The organism is Cryobacterium sp. RTC2.1, assembly GCF_035018685.1.
Classification (GTDB): domain Bacteria; phylum Actinomycetota; class Actinomycetes; order Actinomycetales; family Microbacteriaceae; genus Cryobacterium; species Cryobacterium glucosi.
This window is the reverse complement of record NZ_JASJXJ010000032.1, coordinates 13,940-28,437: the sequence shown is the minus strand read 5'-3', so window position 1 is coordinate 28,437 and position 14,498 is coordinate 13,940. Positions and strand designations below refer to the sequence as shown.

The window sequence follows — 14,498 nt, the reverse complement described above, 5'->3', positions numbered from 1 at the left end:
CTCGCACGCCGGCGCCGACCGGGGGGTCTTCCCCCCCCCCGCCCCCCCCGGCCGGGCGAGCCGACACCCGGACAGGGCGACCGCGCGCCCCCGGACGCGGGCGGCCGACGCGCATACGATGGACGGATGTCCGCGTATGTCTCGGCCCTCGATCTGTTCTCCATCGGGATCGGCCCCTCCAGCTCCCACACGGTCGGCCCGATGCGGGCCGCCCGCGCCTTCGCCGCCCACCTCACCGAAAGCGGCCGGCTCGGCGAGGTCACCCGGGTGAGCTGCTCGCTCTACGGTTCGCTCGGCTCGACGGGCCTCGGCCACGGCACCCCCGACGCCGTCCTCGCCGGTCTCACCGGCTTGCACCCGGAGACCTGCGACCCTGCCGCCGTCCACGGATCGTGGGCCGACCTGGACGAGGGCGCAACGCTGCTCCTCGACGGCCGCCACGCGATCGCGGTCGAGCGCGGCGACATCCGCTTCGAAGCGCGCACCAGGCTGCCCGGCCACCCCAACGCGCTCACCCTGCAAGCGTGGTCGGCGACGGATGCCCTCCCCCTGTTCGAGGAGACCTGGTACTCGATCGGAGGCGGCTTCATCCGGCGCGAGGGCGACCCCATGGTTCCGCCGACGACCTCTCCCCGGCCGATGGACTACGACTCGAGCGCCGAGCTGCTCGCACTCTGCGATGCCCGCGGGGTCGATATCGCCGCGATCGCCCGCGAGAACGAGGAGTCCATCCACGGGGCCGAAGCCCTCGACGCCGGGCTCGACGCGATCTGGGACGCGATGCACGTCTGCGTCGAGGCCGGATTGGCCACGGCCGGCACCCTTCCCGGGGGCCTCAAGGTCAAGCGCCGTGCCGCCGCCATTCGCATGCAGCTCGAGGAATATGAGCTGCTGCCCCTGCGCGAGCGAGACACCTCGACCGAGTGGCTGCACGCCTTCGCCCTCGCGGTCAACGAGGAGAACGCCTCCGGAGGCCGCGTCGTCACGGCACCGACCAACGGTGCGGCGGGAATCATCCCGGCCGTCGGGCACTACTACCTGCGGTTCGTCCCTGGGGCGAACGCCGAGGGCATCCGCCGCTACCTGCTCACGGCGGCCGCGATCGGATCCCTCGTGAAGGCCAACGCCTCCATATCCGGCGCGGAAGGCGGCTGCCAGGCCGAGGTCGGATCAGCGTGCGCGATGGCCTCCGGCGCGCTCTGCGCGGTGCTCGGCGGCACCCCGCGCCAGGTCGAGAACGCCGCCGAGATCGCGATGGAGCACCACCTCGGTCTCACCTGCGACCCCGTCGGAGGCCTCGTGCAGGTGCCGTGCATCGAGCGCAACGCGATCGCGTCGTCGACGGCGGTCTCCGCTGCCCGCCTCGCCCTGCACGGCGACGGCACCCACCTCGTCTCCCTCGACACCGTCATCGAGACCATGCGCCAGACCGGCCTCGACATGATGACGAAGTACAAGGAAACGAGCGAGGGCGGTCTCGCCGTCAACGTGATCGAATGTTGACCCGACCAGCCTAAACTGGGCAGGCACACGCGATACGGATGTCGGGCGCAGCCCTTTCGTTCCCCTGTCGCGCCGCATTCATCACGTTCACGGCATTCCGGGGGTCTCATGCGTATTCGGTCGTCCCAGCACTCATTCCGGGCCGCGGGCCCATCCACCGCGATCCTGGTCTCCGGGATCCTCGTTCTCGGCCTGTCCGGGTGCGCGGCGGCTCCGGCGCCTGCGGTCGTCACGGCCACCGTCGTCGTCACCCAGACACCGACTCCCACGCCGACGCCGACGCCCACGCCCACCCCGACGCCCGTGGAGGTGCCGCTCATCCCCAACCCGCCGAAGGGATCGGCACCCACGACAACCCCGAACGCCGCTGCAATCCCCGTCGCGCCGATTCCGGAGGGGCCTGCGACCGATCTGGGAGCGACAGCGGGCGCCGAGGGATCCGCCGCGTCAAACGGCGCCGGCGCACTCCAGACCTACACGGTCGTCGAGGGCGACGACTTCTTCGCGATCGCGCAGCGCTTCGACGTGCCCGTGCAACAGCTCCTCCGGATGAATCCGTCGGTGCCCGGCCTCGGCGAGGACATCTACATCAACGACGTCATCAACCTCGACTGGACCACGAAGCGCTAGTCACACGCCATTCCCGGCGCACGCGCATCAGATTCCCCGCGGATCGCTCCACAGCCCGCACGCGCCTTCCCGGCAGCTTCGTCCGGCAGGGTGGAACCGGCGCCGATACCCGGTCGCCGGGAGGCCGGGAAACGGCACCTCTCGTTCAGTCAATCCACACTGCTCGTTCATCTCGGTGAACGAGAGTACAACCAGTCCCAACGTGTTGGGGCGCTGAAGCCGACCGGCATCGGTCGGACCGGAAGAACGTGATGCGCGGGCGAGCACACGGTTGCCCGGTCCGGCCGGGGCCGGTCGCTTACTTTAAGCGGGCATCCACCGCACCGAGCGCGGGTGTTCCGCCGGTGCGCGGGTGGTCGACCACGCGCGGAGCGGCGCAACACCAGCGCTCGACGTCGACGTTCGACCGCCCGGCGAGCGGATGCCGCTAGCGGGTCTGGCGGAAGATCCGCTCGATGATCCCGACCACGCGCAGCGAGTCCTCCGGGTCGACGGGAGCAGGCGCACCGCGCAGCAGCGCGTCGGCGAGTCCCCGGTAGAAGGCCGCGTAGTCGCCGGGTTCGGTGGGCACCGCGTGCTGGGCGCCGTCGAGCCCGAGCATGCCCCAGGCCGACTCGTGCTCGATACCGAAACCGGCATCCGTCGGAAGAGCACCGGCGGCGAGGGTGGCCTCCTGGCCGTCGAGGCCCCACTTCGTGTACCCCGATTCAGAGCCGAGCACGTGGAAACGCGGCCCGACCTGGGCGGCGGTCCCGTTCATCCACAGGTGCGATCGCACCCCGGAACCGTGGTGCAGCGACACGAAGGTGTCGTCGTCGGCGTTCCCGCCGGGCACGCGGGTCGCGATCTCTGCGTAGATGTCGTCGACCGGCCCGAAGAGCTGCAGGGCCTGGTCGATGAGGTGCGCGCCGAGGTCGAAGAGAATCCCGCCGCCCTCACGGATGCCGGCGCTCGCCTTCCAGGCCTTGGCCGACGGTGTCGGGCGCCAGAACTCGAACCGCGACTCGAAGTGCCGCACCTCGCCGAGGGCGCCCTCTGCGATGAGCGCCTTCAGGGTCAGGAAGTCACCGTCCCAGCGCCGGTTCTGGAACACGGTGAGCAGCAGGCCGAGGCGTTTGGCCTTCTCGATGAGCCCCTGGCCTGCGATGCTCGTGGGAGCGAACGGCTTGTCGATAACGACGGCGAGGCCCGCGTCGAGCGCGGCATGGGCGAGTGCGACGTGACTGCCCGGCGGGGAGCCGATCACGACGAGGTCGAGGTCGTCCGCTGCGGCGAGGAGCTCGTCGACGGTGTGCATCAGGCGCACACCCGGATAGGTCTCTGCAGCCTGCTGGCGCCGCACGGGGTCGCCCGTGACGATCGCGTCGAGGGAGAATTCTGGGTTCGCGGCGAGGAACGGGCTGTGGAACACCCTCCCGGAGAGGCCGAAGCCGATCACGGCGGATCGGATCGGACGGGCGATGTTGTCGGCTGCACTCATGCTTCCACGCTACTCCGCGGGGCACCCGCCGCCCGCCGCCACCGCGCTCCAAGCACCAGGTACGGTCTGCACCAGGCACGGGCCGACCTTAGAGCCGATTGACCGCCGTGACCCGGACGTGCGCGGCGCCGAGGTCGTCCGATTCGGCGAGATCGATCGTCGCGCTGATCCCCCAGTCGTGATCGCCCGCCGGGTCGTCGAGGATCTGCCGCACGGTCCACTCCGTTGCGCCCTCGTCGAGGATCAGCATGCCGGACCCGCGCGCGTTGGCGCCGGTGAGGACCTCGTCGTGTTCGGCGAAGTATCCGTCCATGGCGTCTCCCCAGGCATCCGCCGTGAAGCCGTGCTCGCGGTCGAGCTCGCCGAGCGCGTCGTAGTTCTCGAGCGCCGCGAGCTGAACGCGCCGGAACAGCTCGTTGCGCACGAGGATCCGGAAGGCGCGCACGTTCGTGGTGAGCCGGCGCGGGGGCGGCGGCAGCACGGAGACGGCGCCCTGCTCGTGCGCTTCGAGGTCGGGGTGGATGAGCTCCTCCCACTCGTCGAGGAGGCTCGAGTCGACCTGGCGCACGAGTTCGCCGAGCCACTCGATCAGGTCGAGCAGGTCCTCGGTCTTGGCCTCGTCCGGGATGGTCTGCCGGGCGGCCCGGTAGGCGTCGGACAGGTAGCGCAGCACGACGCCCTCTGAGCGAGCGAGCTTGTAGAACGCGATGAACTCACCGAACGACATCGCCCGTTCGTACATGTCGCGCACGACCGTCTTGGGGCTGAGCTCGAAGTCCGCGATCCAGGGCTGCGACTCCTTGTAGGTCGTGAAGGTGTAGGTCAGCAGCTCCTCGAGGGGCTTCGGCCAGGTGATCTCCTCGAGCAGCGCCATCCGCTCGTCGTATTCGATGCCCTCGCGCTTCATCGCGTTGACAGCTTCGCCGCGGGCGGCGAACTGCTGGCCCATCAGCACCGGGCGCGGGTCGTCGAGGGTCGCCTCGACGATCGACATCATGTCGAGCGCGTAGGTCGGCGACTCCGGGTCGAGCAGGTCGAACGCGGCGAGCGCGAACGGCGAGAGCGGCTGGTTGAGAGCGAAGTTCGGCTGCAGGTCGACGGTCAGGCGGATGTCCCCGCTCGCGCTCTGCTCGACGATCCCGGCCGCGCGCAGCGTCTTGTAGATGCCGAGGGCACGGCGGGCGTGCCCGAGCTGGCGCTTCCACGGCTCGTGGTTGTCGAACACGAGCTCGTAGACGTGCGCGAAGGCGTCGCCGCCGCGGCCGATCACGTTGATCAGCATCGCCGCGGTCATCTGCATGCTCGAGTGCAGAGTCTCCGGCTCTGCGCTGACGAGGCGCTGGAACGAGGGCTCGCCCCAGGACACGAAGCCCTCCGGCGCCTTCTTGCGGATGATCTTGCGCTTCTTCTTGGGGTCGTCCCCGGCCTTCTCGATCGCCTTGAGGTTCTCGGTCTCGTGGTCGGGGGCCTGGATCACGACGGTTCCCGCGGTGTCGTACCCGGCCCGGCCGGCGCGCCCGGCGATCTGGTGGAACTCGCGGGCGTTGAGCTGGCGCATCTTGACGCCGTCGTACTTTGTCAGGGCGGTGAAGAGCACCGTGCGGATCGGCACGTTGATGCCGACTCCGAGGGTGTCGGTGCCGCAGATCACCCGGAGCAGGCCGCGCTGGGCGAGCTGCTCGACGAGTCGGCGGTACTTCGGCAGCATGCCGGCGTGGTGCACGCCGATGCCCATCCGGATCAGCCGAGAGAGGGTCTTGCCGAAGCTCGTCGTGAAGCGGAACTCGCCGATCAGCTCAGCGATCGCCTCCTTCTGCTCCTTGGTGGCGACCTTGACGCTCGAGAGCGCCTGCGCGCGTTCGAGGGCGGCGGCCTGGGAGAAGTGCACGATGTAGACGGGCGCCTGGCCGGTCTTGAGCAGGTCCTCGACCGTCTCGTGCACCGGCGTGGTCTCGTAGTAGTAGTTGAGCGGGACCGGGCGTTCGACGCCCGTGACGACCGCGACCGGCCGGCCGGTGCGGCGGGCGAGGTCGTCGGCGATCTCGGTCACGTCCCCGAGGGTCGCGCTCATCAGGATGAACTGCACCCGGGGCAGCAGGAGGAGCGGCACCTGCCAGGCCCAGCCGCGGTCGGGGTCGCCGTAGAAGTGGAATTCGTCCATGACGACCTGGTCGACCTGGGTGTCCTCGCCGCTGCGGAGGGCGAGGTTCGCGAGGATCTCGGCCGTGCAGCAGATGATCGGGGCGTCCGAGTTGACCGAGGAGTCCCCCGTCATCATCCCGACGTTCTCCGCGCCGAAGATCTCGACGAGGGAGAAGAACTTCTCGCTCACGAGCGCCTTGATCGGCGCGGTGTAGAAACTGCGCTTGCCCGCGGAGAGCGCGGCGAAGTGCGCTCCGACCGCGACGAGGGACTTCCCGGTTCCGGTCGGCGTGCTCAGGATCAGGTTCGCCCCCGAGACGATCTCGATGAGCGCCTCCTCCTGGGCGGGGTACAGCGAGAGGCCCTGGTCCGTCGCCCACTCTTCGAATGCCGCGAACAGGGCGTCGGGATCGGTGACGGACGGGAGGGCGCTCAGAGTTGCCATGATCCTTCGATCCTGCCCTATCGCGCTGGCCGTTGCCTGCGGAGGGGGCGGAGGACGGGCAAGCGACGGCTGGAGACTCTGGCGAAAACACCAGCGAATCGTAAGGAATGCGCGGGCGCGCCCCGGTGCGGCCGCCTTAGGCTGAACGGATGACCGGCCCCGACGCGCGCACGCCCTCCCCTGGTTCCCGCGCGCGCCGGACGTGGACCCGCAGGCCCACCGTGCTCGCGGCCCTCGCCGGGATCGCGGCCGCCCTCGCCGGTCTCGGCGCCGCCGAACTGGCCGCTGCGCTGCTCGCGCCGGCCGGCAGTCCGGTCCTCGCCGTCGGCGCCCTCGTGATCGACCTCGTGCCCGGCTGGGTCAAGGAACTCGTCATCTCCCTCTTCGGCACGAACGACAAGGCCGTGCTGATCGTGACCCTCGCCCTCGGCGCAGCGGTGCTCGCCGCGGCCGCCGGGGTGCTCGAACTCCTGCGCCCGCCGGTCGGGCGCGTGCTCACGGTCGCGGCGGGCGGACTCGCCGTGTTCGCGGTGCTCAGCAGGTCGAGCGCTTCGACCCTCGACGCCCTTCCCTCCGTCGTCGCCATGGTCGTCGCGGCCGTGCTCCTGACCGTGCTGATCACCCGGCTCCGCGCCGAGACGGCTCCCGCGCCCGCGCACACCGCACCGGGCGGCGCTGACGTCGACCGTCGCCGCTTCCTCGCATACACGGGCGCGAGTGCTGCCGTCGGCGCGGTCGCCCTCGTGATCGGCCAGGTCGTGTCCGCCGGCACCCGGGCAGCGGATGCCGCCCGCGCGCTCTTCACCCTGCCAGCGCCGTCCGTCACGGCGCCCGCGATCCCGCCAGCGGCATCCGTCTCCGTTGACGGCATCTCGCCGCTCATCACCGCCAATGCGGACTTCTACCGGATCGACACCGCACTCCAGGTGCCCAGGATCGACCCGAGCACGTGGAGGCTCAAGGTCACCGGAATGGTCGAGAACGAGGTCGAACTGAGCTTCGCCGACCTGCTCGCCCTGCCCCTCGAAGAGAGCACGACAACGCTGATGTGCGTTTCGAACCCGGTCGGCGGCGACCTGATCGGCAACGCGACGTGGCTCGGATACCCGATCAGGAACCTGCTCTCCCGTGCCGTGCCGACCGCGGGCGCCGACATGGTGCTCTCCCGCAGCCAGGACGGCTGGACCGCGAGCACCCCGCTCGAGGTCCTCACCGACACGGGCCGCAACGCGATCCTCGCGGTCGGCATGAACGGCGTCCCGCTCCCGCTCGAACACGGCTACCCGGTGCGGATGGTCGTGCCCGGCCTCTACGGCTACGTCTCGGCCACGAAATGGGTCGTCGAACTCAACGTCACCCGGTTCGACCAGCACACCGCGTACTGGACGGACCGCGGCTGGTCCGAGCGGGGCCCGGTCAAGGTGTCCTCCCGGATCGACGTGCCGCGCTCGGGCGCCAGGGCCGGAGCGGGCACCGTGACCGTCGCGGGTGTCGCGTGGGCCCAGCACACCGGCATCCGCAGGGTGGAAGTGCAGGTCGACGGCGGCGCCTGGGCCGAGGCGACCCTCGCCACGGCGATCTCGGCCGACACCTGGCGCCAGTGGACCTGGTCCTGGCCTGCGACGGCCGGTGCACACACCCTTCGGGTCCGGGCGACGGATGCCGCCGGCCTCGTCCAGACGGATATCAGGCAAGACGTCATCCCCGACGGTGCGACGGGTCTCGACGAGGTCAGCGTCACGATCGCATAGGGGTCGCGGTTCCCCCCGCCACTCCATCAGCCACTCCATCCGCCCTCCCCCGGCGCCGGTTCGAGCACGTTGTGCACCAATGCGCAAGCCCCGAGACAGCCCGGAATGCCGGGCGTATTCTCGTCAGAACATTCTGGCTGCCCGTTCCACGGGTGGCCTCAGCGCGAAAGGACCAACCATGCGCACCCACGCCAACTTCACCGCCGCAGAACTCCGTCGCTTCGAGCGTCTTCTCCTCGAAGAACGCCACGACGCCTTCCTGGCCAAGGGCCGCATGGACGAGACCCTCTCCGGGGTGCTCGACGCCCGCAACAGCGGAACCGACGACGACGAGCACGACCCCGACGGCCCGACGCTCACGATGGAGTGGTCCCGGATGTCGGGCGTGCACAGTGAACTCGTCGCGAAGTCCGCAGCGATCGACCGTGCGCTCGCCAGGATCCACGAGGGCACCTATGGCCTGTGCGTGCGCCGCGGTGAGCTGATCAGCCGCGAACGGCTCGAGGCCCGTCCTGCCGCGGAACTCTGCATCGACTGCGCCCGCGAGATCGAGGCCGGCGCGCGATAACAGCACCGGCGAAGAAACCCCCGGCGTTCGTCACGCCGTGACGACCCGTCCCACGACGCACAGCACGGCGAGCAGGCCGAGCGCACAGGTCGCGGCGGCGAGCGCCGCGAACGGCCACGCACCACGGGAGGCGAGCGTTGCGGAGTCCCGCAACTCGGCGTGCACTCGCCGGTAGCGGTAGCGCACGCCGATGTACGCGGCAAGGGCGAGCGCGAGCCCGGCCGCGCCGAAGAACACGGCCACGACCCCCACGAGCGGTGCCGCGAACCGCACCCCGGCCGCCACGGCGACGGCGAGCGCGAGCACCGTGCGCTGCCACGCCAGCAGGGTCCGTTCGGGTTGCAGTCCGGGATCGAACGGATGCTCGGCGCCCTCCGGTACCTCCGTCACGACCCCGCCCGCCGGCATCCGCTCACCGGAACTGACCGCTGTTCACGAGACTGCGCCCCGTCAGAGGGCTGCGCCCCTTCACAGGACTGCGCCGCTTCACGGGGCTGCATCGCTTCACAGAAACAAGCCCGCGAAGATCAGCAGCCCGCCCACGACGATTCCGACGGCGAGAACACCGGACAGCGCTGGGGCCGGCAGTGGCCGGTCCTCGCGGAGGGCGCGTTCGATCCGGCTCCAGTTCAGCCACGCGTGCACGGGAGCCAGCAGCCCGAGCACCAGGAAGACGACGGCCGAGGCGACCCGGAAGTCCCCCCGGATCGGCAGCTCGAGCACCTCGAGGGCGACGCCGACCGCGAGGAGGGCGAGCGAGGTGCGGATCCAGGCGAGGAAGGTGCGCTCGTTGGCGAGGCTGAACCGGGGGTCCGGTTCCCGGCCGTGTCCGTAGACCGACCGGGGAAACCGTCCTTCGGGCATCTGCCTAGACCTCGTCGGTGACGGGAGCGGCGAACTGGGAGTTGTAGAGGGCGAAGTACGCGCCCCCGGCGAGCAGCAGTTCCTCGTGCGTGCCGAGCTCGACGATCCGGCCGGACTCCATCACGAGGATGAGGTCGGCGTCGCGGATCGTGGAGAGCCGGTGCGCGATCACGAAGCTCGTGCGGTCGGCGCGGAGCGCGCTCATCGCCTTCTGCACGAGCACCTCGGTGCGGGTGTCGACGGAGCTCGTCGCCTCGTCGAGGATCAGCACGCTCGGCTTCGCGAGGAACGCCCGTGCGATCGTCAGCAACTGCTTCTCACCGGCGCTGACGTTGCCGCCCTCGTCGTCGAGCACCGTGTCGTAGCCGTCCGGCAGCGAGTGCACGAACCGGTCGACGTAGGTGGCGCGCGCGGCGGCCTGGATGTCCTCCTCCGAAGCGTCCGGACGGCCGTAGGCGATGTTCTCCCGGATCGTGCCGCCGAACAGCCAGGTGTCCTGCAGGACCATGCCCATCCTGCCGCGCAGGTCGTCCCTGGTCATCTTCGCGATGTCGATGCCGTCGAGGGTGATCCGGCCGGAGTCCAGCTCGTAGAAGCGCATCATCAGGTTGACCAGGGTCGTCTTGCCCGCCCCGGTCGGACCGACGATCGCGACCGTCTGGCCCGGTTCCGCGACGAGGTTGATGTGCTCGATGAGCGGCTGGTCTGCCGAGTAGCTGAACGACACGTCCTCGAAGGTGAGCCGGCCGTGGTTGTCCGTCGGGCTCTCAGCGGGCTCGGGGTCTGCGCTCTGCTCTTCGGCGTCGAGCAGGCTGAAGACGCGCTCAGCGGATGCGACGCCGGACTGCAGCAGGTTGGCCATCGACCCGAGCTGCGCGAGCGGCTGGGTGAACTGGCGCGAGTACTGGATGAAGGCCTGCACGTCACCGAGCTGCATGGCGCCGGAGGCGACCTGCAGCCCGCCGACGACGGCGATGCCGACGTAGACGAGGTTGCCGATGAACGTCATCGCTGGCATGATCAGGCCGCTGATGAACTGGGCGCCGAAGCTCGCGACGTTGAGTTCCTCGTTCTTGGCCGCGAAGCGCTCCTCGACCTCCTTCTGGCGTCCGAACACCTTGACGAGGGCGTGGCCGGTGAAGGTCTCCTCGATCTGGCCGTTGAGCTCGCCGGTGTTGGTCCACTGGCCGACGAAGAGCTTCTGCGAGCGCTTCGCGATCAGCATCGTCGTCACGAGGGTGAGCGGGATCGTGACGAGGGCGATCAGGGCCAGGAGCGGCGAGAGCAGGAACATCATCACGATGACGCCGACCACGGTCAGCAAAGACGTGACGATCTGGCTCATCGACTGCTGCAGGCTCTGCGAAACGTTGTCGACGTCGTTGGTCACGCGGCTGAGCAGCTCGCCGCGCTGAACGGTGTCGAAGTACTTGAGCGGAAGCCGGTTGATCTTCGCTTCGATCTCCGCGCGGAGGCGGAACACCGTGCGCTGTACGACGCCGTTGAGCACGTAGGCCTGGATCCAGCTGAACGCCGAGGACAGCACGTAGAGGATCATCGCCCAGAGCAGAACAGTGGAGAGCGCGGCGAAGTCGATGCCGAGGCCCGGGGTCAGGGTCATGCCGCTCAACAGGTCGGCCTTGCCGGTGTCGCCGGAGGCGCGGAGGCCCGCGATGACCTGGTCCTGGGTGACCCCGGCCGGGAGCGCCTTCGAGACGATGCCCGCGAAGATCAGGTTGGTGCCCTGGCCGAGGAGGCGCGGGCCGATCACGGAGAAGGTGACGCTGATCACGGCGAGCACGACGACGACCAGGAGCCAGAGCCGTTCCGGCCGGAGCTTGCCCATCAGGCGCTTGGCGGAGGGGCCGAAGTTCATGGCCTTCTCCACGGGCATGCTCATTCCGCCCATCGGGCCGTGGCCGCCGCCGGGACCGCGTCCGCCTGGCCCGCGGGCCGGTGCTGCCGCCGCTGGGCGTTCGGTTGACTCGCTCATGCTGCTTCCTCCGCTGTGAGCTGTGAAGACACGATTTCCTGGTAGGTCGTGTTGGTGTCGAGGAGCTCCTCGTGGGTGCCCCGTCCGACGATCCGGCCGTCTTCGAGAACGAGGATCTGGTCGGCGTCGATGATCGTCGATACCCGCTGGGCGACGATGATCATCGTGGCCCCGTCGGTGCCGACCTTGAGCGCCGCCCGGAGCCGGGCATCCGTTGCGAGGTCGAGCGCGGAGAAGGAGTCGTCGAAGATGTAGATCTCCGGCCGTTTGACCAGGGCCCGCGCGATCGCGAGCCGTTGCCGCTGCCCGCCGGAGACGTTGGTGCCGCCCTGGGAGATGGGCGCGTCGAGGCCTTCTGGCATCTCCTCGACGAAGTCCTTCGCCTGCGCGATCGTGAGCGCCTGCCACAGTTCGGCTTCGGTCGCGTCGGGCTTGCCGTAGAGCAGGTTGCTGCGCACGGTGCCGGAGAACAGGTAGGGCTTCTGCGGCACGAGGCCGATGTGACCCCAGAGCAGGTCGGGGTTGAGCTCGCGCACACCGACGCCGTCGACGAGCACGGTGCCGCTCGTCGCGTCGAAGAGCCGTGGGATCAGGTTGATCAGGGTGGTCTTTCCGGAGCCGGTGCTGCCGATGATCGCGGTCGTCTCGCCGGAACGGGCGAGGAAGCTCACGTTGCTGAGCACGGGCTGCGCGGCGCCGGGGTATTCGAAGCCCACGTCGAGCAGTTCGAGCTCGCCGTGGCCGACGGTGGCGTTGACCGGGTTCTGCGGCGGGCGCACGCTCGACGGGGTGGCGAGCACCTCGCCGATGCGGTCGGCGGAGACGGTCGCCCTCGGGATCATCACGGCCATGAAGGTCGCCATCATGACGGCCATCAGGATCTGCATCAGGTAGCTGAGGAACGCGATCAGGGTACCGACCTGCATCGAGCCGTCCTGGATCCGGAAGGCGCCGAACCAGATCACGGCGACGCTCGACACGTTCAGCACGAGCATCACGATCGGGAACATCAGCGCCATCAGGCGGCCGGCGCGAAGTGCAACGTCGGTGACGTCCTCGTTGGCGACCGCGAAGCGGGCCGTCTCCCGGTCCTCGCGCACGAAGGCGCGAATGACCCGTATGCCGGTGAGCTGTTCCCGGAGGACCCGGTTGACGGTGTCGATCTTGACCTGCATCGTGCGGAACAGGGGAATCATCCGCACGATGATGAGCCCGACGGCGATGAGGAGGACCGGAACGCTCACGGCGATCAGCCAGGACAGCTGCACGTCCTGGCGAATGGCCATGATCACGCCGCCGATGGAAAGGATCGGGGCCGAAACCATCAGGGTCGAGGTCATCAGCACGAGCATCTGCACCTGCTGCACGTCGTTCGTGGAGCGGGTGATCAGCGACGCGGCGCCGAACCTGGTCACCTCCTGCTCGGAGAACTCACCGACCCGGGTGAAGACCGCGCCGCGCAGGTCGCGGCCCAGGGCCATAGCCGACTTCGCGCCGAAGTAGACGGCGATGATCGAACAGATGATCTGCGCCAGGGTGATCAGCAGCATCAGCCCGCCGGTGCGGAGGATGTAGCCGGTGTCACCGGTGGCGACGCCCTGGTCGATGATGTCGGCGTTGAGCGTCGGCAGGTACAGCGAAGCGATCGACTGCGCGAGCTGGAACACCACCACCGCCGTCAACAGCCGCCAGTATGGCCGTAAGTACTTCACGAGTAATTTCCAGAGCATCGGTTCTCCTAGGGCAAAGCGGGGATCAGGGTGGAGTCTGTGGCCGGCGCGGGGGCCGGAAGGGTGGCGTCGACGAGTGGTGAGCCGGGCGCCGTCGGGCCGGGCGCGGGGGATCCGTCGATCCCGTGCAGGATCAGGGCGGCGATCTCGGCGTCGTCGAACTCGGGCCCGTTACGGACGTGAGGGACCGACGCGGCCAGGGTCAGCATCCGGATGACCTGGGCCGCACGCTCGGCGGACACCGTGAGCCGGTCGAGGTCCGGCGCGAGGATCCGCGCGATGATCTCGACGAATTCCCGTCGAGAGTCGTCGCCGGGGTGCGGGCCGCGGTGGCCGATCACGGACATCAGGCTGAACACCGTCGTGAACCGGTCCCGCATCAGGGCGACGATCGCGGTGATGCGTTGCTCGAGGGGCAGGGTGGTGTCGATGCCGCGCAGCCGGCGCCGGAACGGTTCGGGGTCGACCTGCCGGGCGACGACGGCATCGATCAGGTCGTCCTTGCTGTCGAAGGCCCGGAAAATGGTGCCCTCCGCAATACCGGCCCTGTCGGCGATCTGCCGGGTCGTGACGGCGTTCCCGTGCTCGAGCAGCAACGGAAGGGTCGCTTCGATGAGCATCGCCCTCCGGTCCTCGACCGGCAGCGGCTTGGCACGGGGCGGCTTGGCTGACATCCCCCCAGCTTAGATGAGTGAGCGCTCACTCACAAGCGGATGCCCGGCGAATTTCTCGTGAACAGCCGTCGGCTTCCGGAAACTGCTTGCACACTCCCCGAGAGTGAGTGTACAGTCACTCACATGCCAGCCCCCACCGTTCGCCTGTCCACCGCCGAAGCGCGCCGATCGATCGTCATCGACAGCGCGATCGAGGTGTTCGCGCGGACCGGGTACCTCGGCACGCCGATCGCGGCGATCGCCGAACACGCCAGGATCTCCCCCGCCTACGTCTCCAAACTGTTCCCGAACAAGGAGGCGCTCTTCGTCGCCGCACTGGACGAATGCTTCGATCGTGCGGGGGCCGCCCTTTCCCGCGGGGCGGACACCGGCGTCGACCGGAGCCCCGACGGCATCCTCTCCGCGATGGGCGGCGCATACGCCGACCTCATCGCCGACAGGTCGCTCCTGATGCTCCAGGTGCACGCGCAGTCCGCCGCCAGCGTTCCCGAGATCGGTGCGGCGCTCCGGCGGGGCATCGAATCGATCACGACCCTGGTCCGCTCACGCTCGGGGGCATCGGACGAAGCGGTGCAGCGCTTCGTCGCCTATGGCCAGCTCTGCCACCTCATCGTCACCACCGGACTCGACGAGATACCGTCCGAGTGGGCGCGCCTGCTCACGGCCGGCATCCGCCACCCCTGACGCGCTCCCCCTCATCGGGCGCCGCAGCCCGACC

12 protein-coding genes are annotated in these 14,498 nt (G+C 69.4%); 5 read left to right on the top strand and 7 right to left on the bottom strand.

Features of this window, described 5'->3' with window-relative positions; genetic code table 11:
• Positions 1-126: 126 nt before the first annotated feature.
• Entirely contained in the window at positions 127-1,503 is a 1,377-nt protein-coding gene (locus QN357_RS06390) for an L-serine ammonia-lyase (protein WP_322140695.1), read from the top strand.
• A gap of 108 nt (positions 1,504-1,611) precedes the next feature.
• On the top strand, positions 1,612-2,133 hold the full coding sequence (locus tag QN357_RS06385) for a LysM peptidoglycan-binding domain-containing protein (protein WP_174775150.1): 522 nt from the start codon (positions 1,612-1,614) through the stop codon (positions 2,131-2,133).
• Positions 2,134-2,560: 427 nt separating this feature from the next.
• Here the strand turns inward: QN357_RS06385 and QN357_RS06380 are convergent, their stop codons facing one another.
• On the bottom strand, positions 2,561-3,613 hold the full coding sequence (locus QN357_RS06380) for a Gfo/Idh/MocA family oxidoreductase (protein ID WP_322136254.1): 1,053 nt from the start codon (positions 3,611-3,613) through the stop codon (positions 2,561-2,563).
• 88 nt (positions 3,614-3,701) lie between these two features.
• A complete protein-coding gene (locus QN357_RS06375; protein ID WP_322189585.1) occupies positions 3,702-6,200 on the bottom strand; it encodes a DEAD/DEAH box helicase in 2,499 nt (832 codons plus the stop codon).
• A 149-nt stretch (positions 6,201-6,349) separates the two neighbouring features.
• Here QN357_RS06375 and QN357_RS06370 point away from each other — a divergent pair, with 149 nt between their 5' ends.
• Together QN357_RS06370 and QN357_RS06365 are read left to right on the top strand one after the other, a co-directional pair.
• Positions 6,350-7,951: a molybdopterin-dependent oxidoreductase gene (locus QN357_RS06370; RefSeq protein ID WP_322140694.1), complete on the top strand. Its 1,602-nt coding sequence runs from the start codon at positions 6,350-6,352 to the stop codon at positions 7,949-7,951.
• Positions 7,952-8,129: 178 nt separating this feature from the next.
• Entirely contained in the window at positions 8,130-8,519 is a 390-nt protein-coding gene (locus QN357_RS06365) for a TraR/DksA family transcriptional regulator (protein WP_166787332.1), read from the top strand.
• A gap of 30 nt (positions 8,520-8,549) precedes the next feature.
• Here the strand turns inward: QN357_RS06365 and QN357_RS06360 are convergent, their stop codons facing one another.
• The 5 genes from QN357_RS06360 to QN357_RS06340 all read right to left on the bottom strand — a co-directional run bounded on the left by QN357_RS06360 (position 8,550) and on the right by QN357_RS06340 (position 13,780).
• Entirely contained in the window at positions 8,550-8,909 is a 360-nt protein-coding gene (locus QN357_RS06360; RefSeq protein ID WP_174774597.1) for a DUF202 domain-containing protein, read from the bottom strand.
• A gap of 114 nt (positions 8,910-9,023) precedes the next feature.
• Positions 9,024-9,383: a YidH family protein gene (locus QN357_RS06355; RefSeq protein ID WP_134448184.1), complete on the bottom strand. Its 360-nt coding sequence runs from the start codon at positions 9,381-9,383 to the stop codon at positions 9,024-9,026.
• Between the two features lie 4 nt (positions 9,384-9,387).
• Entirely contained in the window at positions 9,388-11,376 is a 1,989-nt protein-coding gene (locus QN357_RS06350; protein ID WP_322136259.1) for an ABC transporter ATP-binding protein, read from the bottom strand.
• Positions 11,373-13,106 carry an ABC transporter ATP-binding protein gene (locus QN357_RS06345; RefSeq protein WP_134448180.1) on the bottom strand — a complete coding sequence of 578 codons (1,734 nt, stop codon included), beginning with the start codon at positions 13,104-13,106 and terminating at the stop codon, positions 11,373-11,375. Before QN357_RS06345 ends, QN357_RS06350 begins: the two co-directional genes overlap by 4 nt.
• 8 nt (positions 13,107-13,114) lie before the next feature.
• Entirely contained in the window at positions 13,115-13,780 is a 666-nt protein-coding gene (locus tag QN357_RS06340; RefSeq protein ID WP_322136260.1) for a TetR/AcrR family transcriptional regulator, read from the bottom strand.
• A gap of 123 nt (positions 13,781-13,903) precedes the next feature.
• Here QN357_RS06340 and QN357_RS06335 point away from each other — a divergent pair, with 123 nt between their 5' ends.
• On the top strand, positions 13,904-14,464 hold the full coding sequence (locus QN357_RS06335) for a TetR/AcrR family transcriptional regulator (RefSeq protein WP_134558693.1): 561 nt from the start codon (positions 13,904-13,906) through the stop codon (positions 14,462-14,464).
• The last annotated feature ends 34 nt before the right edge of the window (positions 14,465-14,498 follow it).

Bases quoted from the DNA above. Each gene is read 5' to 3' on its own strand.
- QN357_RS06350 (WP_322136259.1), bottom strand. From the start codon at position 11,376: ATGAGCGAGTCAACCGAACGCCCAGCGGCGGCAGCACCGGCCCGCGGG.
- QN357_RS06345 (WP_134448180.1), bottom strand. From the start codon at position 13,106: ATGCTCTGGAAATTACTCGTGAAGTACTTACGGCCATACTGGCGGCTG.
- QN357_RS06355 (WP_134448184.1), bottom strand. From the start codon at position 9,383: ATGCCCGAAGGACGGTTTCCCCGGTCGGTCTACGGACACGGCCGGGAA.
- QN357_RS06370 (WP_322140694.1), top strand. From the start codon at position 6,350: ATGACCGGCCCCGACGCGCGCACGCCCTCCCCTGGTTCCCGCGCGCGC.
- QN357_RS06340 (WP_322136260.1), bottom strand. From the start codon at position 13,780: ATGTCAGCCAAGCCGCCCCGTGCCAAGCCGCTGCCGGTCGAGGACCGG.
- QN357_RS06375 (WP_322189585.1), bottom strand. From the start codon at position 6,200: ATGGCAACTCTGAGCGCCCTCCCGTCCGTCACCGATCCCGACGCCCTG.
- QN357_RS06335 (WP_134558693.1), top strand. From the start codon at position 13,904: ATGCCAGCCCCCACCGTTCGCCTGTCCACCGCCGAAGCGCGCCGATCG.
- QN357_RS06390 (WP_322140695.1), top strand. From the start codon at position 127: ATGTCCGCGTATGTCTCGGCCCTCGATCTGTTCTCCATCGGGATCGGC.
- QN357_RS06385 (WP_174775150.1), top strand. From the start codon at position 1,612: ATGCGTATTCGGTCGTCCCAGCACTCATTCCGGGCCGCGGGCCCATCC.
- QN357_RS06365 (WP_166787332.1), top strand. From the start codon at position 8,130: ATGCGCACCCACGCCAACTTCACCGCCGCAGAACTCCGTCGCTTCGAG.
- QN357_RS06380 (WP_322136254.1), bottom strand. From the start codon at position 3,613: ATGAGTGCAGCCGACAACATCGCCCGTCCGATCCGATCCGCCGTGATC.